Annotated in this window: 9 protein-coding genes; 8 read left to right on the top strand and 1 reads right to left on the bottom strand. The window is 64.2% G+C overall.

What is annotated here, in order from left to right; translation table 11 throughout:
- Positions 1 to 77: 77 nt before the first annotated feature.
- Entirely contained in the window at positions 78 to 1,286 is a 1,209-nt protein-coding gene (locus tag ELEN_RS09210; RefSeq protein WP_009304348.1) for an acyl-CoA dehydrogenase family protein, read from the top strand.
- A gap of 352 nt (positions 1,287 to 1,638) precedes the next feature.
- Positions 1,639 to 3,123, top strand: coding sequence for an aldehyde dehydrogenase family protein (locus ELEN_RS09205; protein WP_015760809.1), 1,485 nt, complete (start codon positions 1,639 to 1,641; stop codon positions 3,121 to 3,123).
- A gap of 83 nt (positions 3,124 to 3,206) precedes the next feature.
- On the opposite strand, the gene ELEN_RS09200 is transcribed toward ELEN_RS09205, so the two are convergent.
- Positions 3,207 to 4,616, bottom strand: coding sequence for a helix-turn-helix transcriptional regulator (locus tag ELEN_RS09200; RefSeq protein ID WP_233946815.1), 1,410 nt, complete (start codon positions 4,614 to 4,616; stop codon positions 3,207 to 3,209).
- A 355-nt stretch (positions 4,617 to 4,971) separates the two neighbouring features.
- Here ELEN_RS09200 and ELEN_RS09195 point away from each other — a divergent pair, with 355 nt between their 5' ends.
- The 6 genes from ELEN_RS09195 (at position 4,972) to ELEN_RS09165 (ending at position 12,904) form a co-directional block, all read left to right on the top strand.
- Entirely contained in the window at positions 4,972 to 6,288 is a 1,317-nt protein-coding gene (locus ELEN_RS09195) for an MFS transporter (protein WP_009304352.1), read from the top strand.
- A 115-nt stretch (positions 6,289 to 6,403) separates the two neighbouring features.
- A complete protein-coding gene (aes, locus tag ELEN_RS09190) occupies positions 6,404 to 7,399 on the top strand; it encodes an acetyl esterase (RefSeq protein ID WP_009304353.1) in 996 nt (331 codons plus the stop codon).
- A 77-nt stretch (positions 7,400 to 7,476) separates the two neighbouring features.
- Positions 7,477 to 8,628 (top strand): crotonobetainyl-CoA dehydrogenase, encoded by a 1,152-nt coding sequence (gene caiA, locus ELEN_RS09185; protein ID WP_009304354.1) that lies wholly within the window; start codon positions 7,477 to 7,479, stop codon positions 8,626 to 8,628.
- 174 nt (positions 8,629 to 8,802) lie between these two features.
- Complete coding sequence (caiB, locus tag ELEN_RS09180; RefSeq protein WP_015760807.1) at positions 8,803 to 10,014, top strand: L-carnitine CoA-transferase; 1,212 nt, start codon at positions 8,803 to 8,805, stop codon at positions 10,012 to 10,014.
- A 145-nt stretch (positions 10,015 to 10,159) separates the two neighbouring features.
- Complete coding sequence (gene caiC, locus ELEN_RS09175) at positions 10,160 to 11,773, top strand: crotonobetaine/carnitine-CoA ligase (RefSeq protein ID WP_015760806.1); 1,614 nt, start codon at positions 10,160 to 10,162, stop codon at positions 11,771 to 11,773.
- A gap of 258 nt (positions 11,774 to 12,031) precedes the next feature.
- Positions 12,032 to 12,904, top strand: a complete 873-nt coding sequence (locus tag ELEN_RS09165) for a MaoC/PaaZ C-terminal domain-containing protein (RefSeq protein WP_015760805.1) — start codon at positions 12,032 to 12,034, stop codon at positions 12,902 to 12,904.
- Positions 12,905 to 12,916 lie beyond the last annotated feature (12 nt).

Genomic DNA, 12,916 nt, shown 5'->3' with positions numbered 1-12,916 from the left:
AACGCGGTTGCCACTCGCCGACACGACGGGGAAGCAGCGCGAAACCGACAGTCTGGCAAGACGTTGAAGGAGGATGTATGAGCAAGCTTACCCCAGAGGAGTTCCGCGAGTACCTCAAGACGGTGCGTGCGCTCGCCGAGGGTCCGTTCGAGGAGATGCAGAAGGAGGTGGAGGTCACCAACAAGTTCCCGCAGGAATTCTACGACCTGGCCATCGAGAACAACCTGTACCGCTACGCGCTGCCCGAGGAGTACGGTGGATGGGGCCTGTCCGAGAAGGAGATCCTGCAGGTGCAGGAGGAGTTCTCCCGCGGACCGGGCGGCATGCGCATGCACCTGCACTACGCCGCCGACCTGAACTGGCGCATCCTCGACGACTACGGCAAGCCGGAGCTCAAGGCCGAGTTCATGGACAAGTTCCAGGACAAGACCATCTTCACGAACTTCGCGCTGACCGAGCAGACGGGCGGCACCGGCGCCGATCTGCATACCACCGCGCTCAAGGACGAGAACGGCAACTACGTGCTCAACGGCGAGAAGTGGCTCATCTCCCACACCGACTGCTCGCAGTACGCCTACGTCATCGCGGTGACCGACCCTGAGAAGCAGGGCGACGAGCGCCTGTCCGCCTTCTTCGTGCCCATGGACACGCCGGGATTCGAACTGGTTCCCATGCCGCACATGATGGGCTGCCGCGGCGCGGGCCACGCCGGCTTCAAGATGACCGACGTCGTGCTCGACCCGAAGTACCTGCTGGGCGAGGAGGGCCAGGGCATGGAAGTGGCCATGCACTCGCTCGCCATCTCCCGCGTGCACATCGCCGACTCGAACCTCGGCATGGCCCAGCGCATGCTGGAGATGTCCATCGCCCGCGCTCGCGACCGCGTCACCTTCGGCAAGCCGATCATCCAGCGCCAGGCCATCAAGATGAAGCTGGCGAACATGGCCACGAACATCCACGCACTGCGCTGCATGGTCATGGACTTCGCCGACGACTACGACAAGGATCCGCACAACGAGTTCGTCGACGAGAAGGCCGCCATGTGCAAGCTGTTCTCCATCGACACGGTGAAGATGGTGTCCGACGAGATGCTGGAGATCTTCGGCGGCGACGGCTACTTCGAGGATTCGCCGTACGGCCCGACCGAGCGCCTGTACCGCGACTGCCGCGCCATGTGGTTGGAAGAGGGCGCTCCCACCGTGCAGCGCATCACCATCGCGCGCGGCGTGGACAAGCACGACGGCCACGTGGAGTACGGCGATTGGATCGCCGGCACGGCCCTCTAGGGCGCTTCCGGATATCGCTTCCCGCTTTCCCCTTGACGAAGAACGGCCTCGGCATCGCGCCGAGGCCGTTCTCGTGCTCGGCCGTTCGCGACCGAAAAGAACCGTTCGCGAACGCCCGCCGTTCCCTAATTGTTACGTATCGTGCATCAATCGAGGAAATAGTACCGCTCGTGTTAACAGTTGGTAACGGAGGCCGCCGCATCGCATGCGAGGGTGTATCTTGGCCGCAACGGCCTTGAGGTCGCTCAGCGGGCATGCGGGCTGCCCGCCGGATCCGCGGATCGCGCGTTGAGAGACGGTGCGGACGCAGCGGCGGGGAAGCGGCATGCGACCTTATCTGAAAGGAGCACTCATGAACAACCCTGCTCAGAAATCATACCAGCTCTATATCGACGGCAAGTGGGTCGACGCGTCCGACGGCGGCACGCTCGACGTGTACTGCCCGGCCAACGGCGAGCAGCTTTCCACCATCGCCGACGCCACGAAGGAAGACGTCGACCGCGCGGTCGACGCCGCATGGAAGGCGTTCGAAACCTGGAGCAAGACGTCGAAGGCCGAGCGCGCCATCATCCTGAACAAGGTGGCCGACCTCATCGAGGAGAACGCCGAGAGGTTCGCGCTGCTCGAATCGCTGGACAACGGCAAGCCTATCCGCGAGACGCGCGCCATCGACGTGGCGTACTCGGTCGACCATTTCCGCTACTTCGCCGGCGTGCTGCTGGCCGACACGGGAGAGGCCGACCTGCTTCCGGGCAACATGATGTCGCTCGTGCTGCACGAGCCTATCGGCGTCGTCGGCCAGATCGTGCCGTGGAACTTCCCGTTCCTCATGGCCGCTTGGAAGCTGGCTCCCGTGCTGGCCGCCGGCGACTGCACGGTGTTCAAGCCCTCGTCCACGACCTCGCTCACGGTGCTCGAGCTTGCCAAGCTCACCGAAGGCGTCATTCCGGCCGGCGTATTCAACGTGGTCACGGGCCGCGGCTCGAAGTCGGGTCAGTACATCCTCGACAATCCCAAGATCAGCAAGCTTGCCTTCACCGGGTCGACCGAAGTCGGTCGCGACGTGGCTCGCGCGGCGGCCGAGCGCCTCATCCCGGCCACGCTGGAGCTGGGCGGCAAGTCGGCGAACATCATCTTCCCCGATGCCAAGTGGGACATGATGCTCGACGGCATCCAGCTGGGCATCCTGTTCAACCAGGGTCAGGTGTGCTGCGCCGGCAGCCGCATCTTCGTGCACGAGGATATCTACGACAAGTTCGTCGAGGACGCGTGCGAGGCGTTCAGCAAGGTGAAGGTGGGCATGCCTTGGGAGGACGACACCCAGATGGGCAGCCAGATCGACCAGAATCAGATGAACAAGATCCTCGAGTACGTGGAGATCGCCAAGCAGGAGGGCGGTCGCGTCCTCTGCGGCGGGGAGCGCGCGACCGAAGGCGAGCTTGCCAAGGGCGCCTTCTTGAAGCCGACGCTCATCGAGGTGCCGAACAACTCCTGCCGCGTGGCCCAGGAAGAGATTTTCGGGCCGGTGGCCGTGGTCATCAAGTTCAAAGACGAGCAAGAGGTCATCGACCTGGCCAACGATTCCGTGTACGGCCTGGGCGGCGCCGTCTGGACGCGCGACATCAACCGCGCCTTCCGCGTCGCGCAGGGCGTCAAGACCGGGCGCATGTGGGTGAACACCTACAACCAGATCCCGTCCGGAGCGCCGTTCGGAGGCTATAAGGAGTCCGGCATCGGCCGCGAGACGCACAAGATTATGCTCGAGCACTACACCCAGACGAAGAACATCATGATCAACCTGGGCGAAGAGCCGAGCGGCTTCTACCCTGCGGAGTAAAGATCCCCTGCATCTAGAAGCAGGCGGGGGAGCATGACGAACGCGAAGCGCCCCGATCGGGGCGCTTCTGCATGCAGAGCTTTCTAGAAATCGCTGCGCTGCATGTTGAGGTAGTTCAGCAGCTCGCTGCGCTTGTGGATCTGCATCTTCTCGTAGATGTGCCGCACGTGGGTGTTCACGGTGTACGGCGATATCACCAGCTTCTCGGCCATGTTGTTCGTGGTGTAGCCGCGCGCGATGAGCACGAGGATCTCGGCCTCGCGCCCCGACAGGCTGAACTCCTTGGCCACCTCGGAGCAGATCTCGTCGATCTCGGCCTTCGTGGGCGGCGCGGCCGTCAGCGCCACGATGTTGAACTCCTGGCGCACCAGCGGCACCAGCAGCACGGCCAGCACGCACATGAGCCCCAGGCACGTCTCGGGCGTGATGGCGAAGGCCAGCTCGGGGGCGTGCTCGTAGCCTACGGCCCACGTATTGCCTACGGCGATGCCCGCGCGCACGAACGCGCCGGAGAAGGCGAACGCTACGGCCGGCGTCACGTAGCCTTTCGAGGTGAGGATGCCGAAGTACATGATGAGCAGGATTTCCAGCAGCGACGAGATGCCGGTCGCCATGATGAAGGCGGGGAAGAACGCCACCTCGTCGGCCAGGAACAGCGCGAACGCCGCGATCAGCAGCACCAGCAGCCAGGGGAACATCTTGAATATGCTGGCCTTGTCCTTCGACGCGATGCTGATGCCGGCGATGCCCAGCATGATGGCCGCCCCTCCGAGGATGCCCAACGTGAAGCTGACGTCTCCGGTGGGCAGCACCTCCCAGGGGATGATGGCCACGAGGAAGTAGCACGCGACGCTGGCCAGGAAGGTGATGATGCTCACCGCGACCATGTTCTTGAGACCGTCCTGAGCCGCGCTCTTCGGCAACAGCACCGGAAACGCCCGCGAGCCGTCGCGGCGAGCGGCCACCAGCAGCATGCCGGAGGCGATGGGCAGCAGTGAGACGAACGCCGTCGTCACGTACGAGGGCAGCACCCACGCCAGGATGATGGTTCCGAGCAGCGTCAGCCCGAACGTCGTGCCGATGTGGCGGAGGGTGAAGTTCGCCTTCACGCAGGCGTAGCGCTCGCCCCAGAGGATCCACATGACCGATTCGGTGATGCCGAGAAAGAAGGACAGCGCGTAGGCGAGGCCGGGCACCGTGAACACTTGAGGAATCAGGCATATCGCCAACGTTGCAAGGCAGGTGAGCGCCGGCGCGGCCACGTAGAGCCAACGGTAGGCCGAAAGGTGACGTTTGCGCCCCAGCATGAACGCGATGAGCAGCAGCGAGACCACGGTGGCGCCCAAGTTCACCAGCCAGGAGATGGTGACGCGCTCGTCCAGCAGTTCGGTCTGCGTGAACATGTGCGGGACGAACCATAGAGCGTAGTGCCATGCTAAAAGCAACGCGAATCCCACGTATTTCAGCGCAGGACGAGTCGCAAGATCCGTCAAGTACCCCTCTTTTCCCGTTTTCCGGTCCGACGGTGCTGCCGATTGGAGCGTCATAAAGCCGACCACCCTTCCTATCTCCCGTTAGCGATGGATGATGATGCCGTTGAGCTGCCCTTTCGCAGGGTGGCTCCCAATGCCTCCGCCTTATTCATCACGGCGAGAATCTATCACTAATTCTTCGGTAACGCCTCGCAAGAAAGTAAGTATTAGGCCAATTAGTGGGGATTTTGCGATGGCAAAACCACAGTCTGCGAACAGAATGCACCCAACGGCTCGGTTCACCGCCGGTCGCCGCCATGAACGTGCCGGCGACCGACTGAGAGACTGGGCGCAGACAAGGAGAAAGGAAGTAAGGATGTCATTGCTTGCCAAGAGCAAGGGAGAGGTTACCTACAAGGAGCTCTCCACCCTGCACAAGTGGGCGCTCGTCGTGCTCATCTCCATGGGCTCGTCGATCATCTACGCGCCGATGTATCTGAAGAACGTCTTCTACGATCCGCTGATGCAAGCGCTCGGCGCCACCAACGCCGACCTCGGCCTCATGGTGTCGGCCTACGGCATCGCCGCCATGATCTGCTACCTGCCCTCCGGCATCGTGGCCGACAAGTTCCGCATGCGCACGCTGGCATGGGTCGGCTTCATCGCCACCGCCGTGCTCGTGTTCGTGTACGCCATGCTGCCTTCCGTGCAGATCTGCCTGATCCTGTTCGTGCTCATGGGCGTCACCTCCATCCTCGTGTGGTGGGGCACGCGCTTCAAGGTCATCCGCCTGTGCTGCGAGGAGAACGAGTACGCCTCCAAGATCGGCATCAGCTACTCCATCTACGGCGTCACCGGCCTCGTCATCGGCCTCATCAACGCCGGCATCATCGCGGCCATCTCCGGCTCCGCGGGCGTGCAGGCCATGCTCATCTTCCTGGGCGTCGTCATCGCCGTCCTGGGCGTCGTCTCCTTCTTCATCATCCCCGACTTCAAGGGCGAGATCAATAAGGACGCCAAGCTGTTCAGCGTCAAGGAGGCCATCCAGGCCATCAAGCACCCCGGCGTCATCTGGGCCTGCGTCGCGTACTTCGCCTGCTACGCCGTGTACCAGGGCGCTACCTACACCACGCCGTACCTCACGCAGTGCTTCAACGCCGACGGCAACCTCGTGAACATCGTCGGCCTCATCCGCACCTACGGCATCGGCCTCATCGCCGGCCCCATTGTCGGCTTCATCGCCACGAAGATCAAGAGCCCCTCGAAGACCATCCTGGGCGGCTTCATCCTGTCCATCGCGGTACTCGTCGGCTTCATCCTGTTCCCGCAGGATCCCTCCGGCGCCATGGTCGCCTCCATCCTCGTGGTCGTGTTCGGCTTCACCACCTACGGCGCCTTCTCCATCGGCTCCTCGCCGCTGTCCGAGGTCAAGATCCCCATGGCCATCTTCGGCACCGCCTCCGGCCTGCTGTCCGTCATCGGCTTCCTGCCTGACGTGTTCATCCACACCTGGTACGGCGGCATGATCGACGCCCAGGGTACGGCAGCGTTCTCCAGCATCTTCGGCTTCGAGATCATGTTCGGCGTCATCGGCTGCATCGCGCTGGTCATGCTGCTCCGCTCCATCAAGAAGCACTTCGGCGCCTCCGACGCGGTCGCGGCCGCAGAGGACGGCGAGTCCGCCAAGGCGTAACGCGCCGCCAGCGAGCGCGGGGGCGCGCCGCTGCAAGCAGCGTCCCCGCGTCTCGATCCCGTTGTTCCACCGGATCCACCATCCCGCATCGATCGGTTCGCGAAAGAAGGTTGCAATGAACAAGCTCGACGTGCTCTCGAAGATCAACCCGCAGATGAAGGCCGTGCTCGCCAAAGAGGACGAGCTGGCGGGCGACGCGAACGATACCAGCGTGGGCTTCGAGAAAATGCGCGAGAACTACGTGGCCGGCCGCGCGTTCTGGTGCGAGGGCGGACCGGTCATGGCCGAGAAGCTCGATGCCGAGGTGGACGGCCCCTACGGCGCCATTCCGGTGCGCTACTACTATCCCACGGCTGCAGCCGCTGCTGGCCGTGCGGCAGGGAAGCCCGCCATGCCGGCCATCGTGTACGTGCACGGCGGCGGGTTCGTGCTGGGCAACCTCGACACGCACGACCGCGTGTGCCGCGTCCTGGCAAGCCATGCCGGCGTGCCGGTGGTGGCCGTCGACTACCGTCTGTCGCCCGAGGCCAAGTTCCCCAGCGCGGTGGAGGAGGTGGCCGCCGTGGCCTCCTACCTGCACGAGCAGGGCGCCCGTCACGGCATCGACGGCGAGCGCCTGTCCTTCGCCGGAGACTCCGGCGGCGCGCATCTGGGCCTTGCGGCCACGATGTACCTGCGCGAGGAGAAAGGCGCAAGCGACTTCGTGAAGTGCTGCCTTCTGTACTACGGCTGGTTCGGCCTGACCGACTCGTCTTCGATGCGCCTTCTGGGCGGTCCGTGGGACGGGCTTACCGAGGCCGACTGGCAGTTCTACATGCAGATGTACGCGAACGACCCCGCCGAGCTGGCGGCCAGCCCCTACGCGAACCTGTTCCTGAACGACCTGGAGCGCGACATGCCGGCCTGCTACATCGCGGCGGCCGAGTACGACCCGCTGCGCGACGACAGCGCCACGCTGGCAGCCATCTGCGAGCAGTACGGCACGCCCGTCCGCTACGAGGTGTTCGAAGGCGTCATCCACGCGTTTCTGCACTACACCAAGATGCTCGATGCGGCAAACGACGCCCTCGAGCACGGCGCGACCTTCTACCGCGAGCAGCTGGGGCTGTAGGCGCCGCGGCCGGAAGACCAATCAAGGCTACAGCGGGGGATCAGCCCCGTTGCACAAACACTAAAAGGAGGATCGTCATGGATTTCAAGTTGACGGACGAGCAGGAGCTTATCGTCGATAGCTACCGCGAGTACATGGAGAGCGAGAATTGGGAGACTTACTTCCACGAGTGCGACGAGAAGCACGAGTACCCGCTGCGCTGGGTGAAGGGCCTCTGCGAGCTGGGCTTCGACCAGATCATGCTCCCCGAGAGCCACGGCGGCCTGGGCCTGGAGCAGCCCTGCGTGACGCTGATGGCCGTGTACGAGATCCTGGGCAAGTACGGCGCCCCCACCTACGTGCTGTACCAGCTGCCCGGCTTCGAGACCATCATCCGCGAGGGCACCGAAGAGCAGATCGAGGCCGTCATGAGCACGCTGGGCTCCGGCGAGCAGATCTGGAACTCGGCCTGCACCGAGCCGGGCGCCGGTTCCGACGTGGGCGCGCTGGCCACCACCTACAAGCGCGAGAACGGCAAGATCTACCTCAACGGCACCAAGACCTTCATCACCTCCTCGGCCGGTGTGAAGTACCTCGTCATCATGGCGAAGAACGCCGACGACCCGACCATGTTCACCGAGTTCTTCCTCGATATGTCCAAGCCGGGCGTGAAGCTGTCCCCGCTGACCAAGCTGGGCCTGCGCATGGACAGCTGCTGCGAGGTCTACATGGACAACGTGGAGCTTGAGGAGAAGGACATCTTCGGCAAAGAGGGCAACGGCTTCATGCGCGGCGTGTCCGACTTCAACTTCGAGCGCTGGCTCGTGGGCGCCTGCGACTACGGCACCGCCATCTGCGCCTTCGAGGATGCTATGGCGCACGCGAACAGCCGCATCGCCTTCGGGAAGCCCATCAGCCGCTTCCAGCTCAACCAGATCAAGATCACCGATATGTGCATCAAGCTGACGAACATGAAGAACATGCTGTATGAGGCCGCCTGGAACGCCGACAACAACGACGGCAACTTCGACCCGGCCGCTGCCGCCATGTGCAAGTACTACTGCGCCAACGCCTCCTTCGAAGTGACCGATGACGCCATGCAGATCATGGGCGGCATCGCCGTGGCTTCTGAGCATCGCATCAACCGCATCTGGCGCGACCTGCGCGTCGACCGCGTCTCCGGCGGCACCGACGAGATGATGATCCTCGCCACCTCCAAGGGCGCCTCCATCAAGTACAAGCAGAAGTAAGCAGGAGCTCCGTTTAGTCAGTATTGGACAGGGCTGTCGTGGCGAGTCGGATAGCGGTGAAGGTTCCGAGGTCAATGAGGTAAGCGGCCTATCGGCCGTGTCCGAATGACTTCGGGTTCTGAACCGCTAGCCGGCCGCCACGGCAAGCCGTCACCATTCAAGGAGGATTCAACTATGGCAATTCCTACCGAAAAGCCCTCGTACGGCCCGCTCGACGGCGTCAAGGTCGTGTACGCGGCAGTGGAGCTGGCCTGCCCGAAGGCCGCCGACCTCATGGCCGACTGGGGTGCCGACGTCGTCTGGCTCGAGAACACGGGCGCGGGCGACACTATCCGCGACACCGCGTACGTGAAGCAGGCCGAGCGCCGCAACCAGCGCTCCGTGGCCCTGAACTACTTCTCCGAAGAGGGCAAGAAGGTGTTCTTCGACCTCGTGAAGGACGCCGACATCTTCATGGAGGCCTCCAAGGGCGGCACGTGGGCTCGCAAGGGCATCACCGACGACGTGCTGTGGGAGCTCAACCCCAAGATGGTCATCGTACACGTCTCCGGCTTCGGCCAGGAGGGCGACCCCAAGATGGTGAAGCGCGCCGCCTACGACCTGACGGTGATGGCCTACTCCGGCATCATCATGCAGAACGGCACGGAGGAGCAGCCCATGCTCCCCGGACCCTACGCGGGCGACTACTTCAACACGCTGATGATCGCCTCCTCGGCGCTGGCGGCCCTGTACAAGGCCGAGAAGTCCGGCAAGGGCGAGAGCATCGATTTGGCCATGTACGAGACGCTTCTGGCCATCGGCCAGTACTACCTGGTCGACTACCTTAACGAGGGCATCAAGTGGCCTCGTCCGGGCGCCCGCAACCAGAACCTCTGCGGCATCGGCGAGTTCAAGTGCAAGGACGGCTTCCTGGGCGTGTGCCTGTACGGCGTCGACCAGAACAAGTACTTCCTCGAGACCATCGGCCTGGGGCATCTCTGGGGCACCGAGGACATCCCCGAGGACACGAGCGGCCTGTGGCTGTCCAACCCGCACGCCGACGAGATCCAGAAGGCGTTCGAAGAGTACTGCCTGGCCAACTCGAAGTACGACATCGAAGAGGACTTCGCCGCGCACCGCATTGCCGTGCAGGTGGTCAACGACATGGAAGACCTCGTGGAAGAAGAGCACCTGCGCTTGCGCAACACGTGGGTCGACTGGGAGACGGTCGACGGCGAGACCTTCCACGGCCTCGGCGTGTTCCCGAAGTTCAAGAACAACCCGGGTCAGATCTGGCGTCCGATGCCGCATCAGGGCGGCGACACCGTCGACGTCATGACGAAGCTGGGCTACACGCAGGAGCAGATCGACGAGCTGGCCGCGGCCGGCGTCGTGAAGATCGGCTAACGCGGTACCTCGCGTCCGGGAATCGCTTCCCGGGCGCCACGTCGGATGCGCGGCCGGCAGAACTCGCCGCGCATCCGCACGATGCCGCCCTTGCGGGCGAGGGCCCTCGACGACGGCATCGTGCGGATTACCAGGGGATCGACGGATGGAAAAGGTGAGACGATTGACCGACATCGTGGGAAACGAAACGGTGCGCAGCCTGTGGGACGGCCTCGTGGCCGCGTGCGGCGAGCGCGAGTTCCTCCTCTTCCGCGATCGCACGGGTTCGACCAGCACGTACACGTATCGCGCGTTCAACGAGGAGATCGACCGGGCGGCCAACGTGTTCCTCTCGATGGGGGTCGCGGCTGGCGAGCGCGTGGCCGTGCAGCTGTGCACGTGCCCCGAGTTCATGATGTGCCTGTTCGGGTTGGCGAAGATCGGCGCCGTCATGGTGCCCATGAACGAGCAGTACCTGGTGGAGGAAGCCGCGTTCGTGCTCGAGCGTACCGAGGCCTCGTGCGCGGTGGTTGAGCCGAAGTTCCTCGGCCTGTACCGCGCCGTGCGCGACAGCGGCCCGTATTGCCCCAAGGGCGTGCTGGTGGCGCGCACGCACGACGACAAGGTCGAGGGCGTCGAAGAAGCGCGCGCCGCCCTCGAGCGCGACGGGTCCCTGCACGACTTCTCGCGGCTGCGCGCCGAGGCGGCGGCCGAGCTCGACGAGGTGCGCCCGCTGAGCGCCGACGACCCGGCCGAGATCATCTTCACGTCCGGCACCACCTCGCGCCCGAAGGGCGTGGTGCTCACGCATGCGAACATCCTGTTCAGCGGCTTGTATGGCGACTGGGAGGTCGCGCTGACGAAGAACGACCGCCTGCTCACCACCATGCCCGCCTGCCATTCCAACTTCCAGCTGGCCGCGCTCATGCCGGTGCTCACCGTGGGCGCCACGCTCATCGTGGTGGAGAAGTACAGCGCCAGCCGCTTCTGGTCGCAGATCCGCGAGTTCAAGGCAACCGTCACGCAGTGCGTGGCCATGATGCTGCGCACGCTCATGCTGCAGCCCGCCTCGCCCGACGACCGCAACCACGAGCTGCGCGAGATCCTCTACTTCCTGCCGGTGTCCGACGCCGAGAAGGAGGCGTTCGAGCAGCGCTTCGGCGTGTCGCTCATGAACACGTACGGCTCCACCGAGTCCATCGGCTGGGTGCTCACCGACCCGCCCACCGGCGCGCGCCGGTGGCCTTCCGTGGGACGCGCGGGACTTGGCTACGAGGTGCGCATCACGCGCGAGGACGGCACGCAGGCCGACCCGGGCGAGGTAGGCGAAATCCAGGTGAGGGGCGTGCGCGGCCGCACCATCATGAAGGAGTACTTCAACGACCCCGAGGCCACGGCGCGCACGTTCACCGAGGACGGCTGGCTGAAGACCGGCGACAAGGGGTACGTGGACGAGGACGGCTGGTTCTTCTTCGTCGACCGCAAGGTGAACATGATCAAGCGGGCGGGGGAGAACATCTCCACCACCGAGCTGGAGAACGTGCTGGCAGGCCACCCGCGCATCGCCGAGGCCGCGGTCATCGGCGTGCCCGATCCCATCCGCGACCAGGCCGTGAAGGCCTTCGTGCTGCCGGCCGCAGGCGCGCGGATCACCGAGGAGGAGGTGCTCGCGTACTGCGAGGAGCACATGGCGGGGTTCAAGGTCCCCTCGTACGTGGAGATCGTCGACAGCTTCCCCCGCACGTGCTCCATGAAAATCGAGAAGAAATTGTTGAAATGACCTGCGGGACGGTCGAGGGCATCGGGCAGCGCCCAGTCGCTCAGACAGTCCTCGCTGCGCTGCGGCGCCGCGGAGCGAAGCGGAGCAAGTCCCCGAAGGGGAAACTCGCTTGGTGGGTGCCGCCCGATGCCCTCGACCTCGCCTCTTTTCGTTTGCGACCCTACGGCAAGCGCAGCGGGGGATTCGACCGTGGCACGTACGAGTGAACCTGGTGAATGAGTACCCTTTTTGGGGACTTGGGAGATAAGGAGAGGGACTATGGCTATCAGCACTGAGATCGTGGGTAAGGAGTTCGGGCCGTTCGTAAGGGAGTACACATTCAAGGACCTGGAGATCTGCGCGCTGGGCTGCAACGCGGGCTACGACGGGAAGACGGACCTCGAGTACGTGAACGAGGGGGACGCCGCGAACCCCGATCTCAAGGTGCTGCCCATCTTCGGCGCGCCGCTGACCGTGCACGAGGAGATGACGCGCACGCTGGACTACGGCTACGACTACGACGGCTCGCTGCACTACGGCTTCGAGATCAAGCTGCACGCGCCCTTCAAGATGAACGACCGCATCGAGACGTTCGTCACCCAGGACGCGCTGTACGACCGCGGCGAGGGCCGCGGGTGCCTCTCGAAGCAGACCGGACGCTCCTACTCCTCCGACGGCACGCTTCTGTGCGAGACCGAGACCTGGGACGTGTGCATCTACGACGGCGGTTGGGGAGGCCCCAAGCCCCCGAAGGACATCGTGGAGATGCCCGACCGCGCGCCCGACGCCGTGGTGGAGGAGACGATGCCGCTCAACATGCCGCTGATCTACCGTCTCATGGGCGACTGGCACCAGCAGCACATCGACTTCGCCTACACCGAGCAGACGGGGCTTGCTCGTCCCATCGCCCACGGCGTGAGCTTGGGCGGCTTCACGATGCGCCACATCATCAGCTCGTTCTTCCCGGGCGAGCCGGAGCGCATGAAGCGGTTCAAGACCCGCATCACCTCGCCGGTGCTGCCGGGCACCACGCTGCAGACCCGCATGTGGAAGGTGGGCGACAACGAGATCCGCTTCCAGCTGGTCGATGCCGACGCCGACGAGACCGGCGCCAAGCCGCACCTGAACTTCGGCATCTGCGAGTGGGAGTAAGCCGCAGGTTGC

The organism is Eggerthella lenta DSM 2243 (genome assembly GCF_000024265.1).
Classification (GTDB): Bacteria; Actinomycetota; Coriobacteriia; order Coriobacteriales; family Eggerthellaceae; genus Eggerthella; species Eggerthella lenta.
The sequence above is the reverse complement of the archived record's forward strand: the minus strand, read 5'-3'. Positions and strand labels throughout refer to the sequence as shown.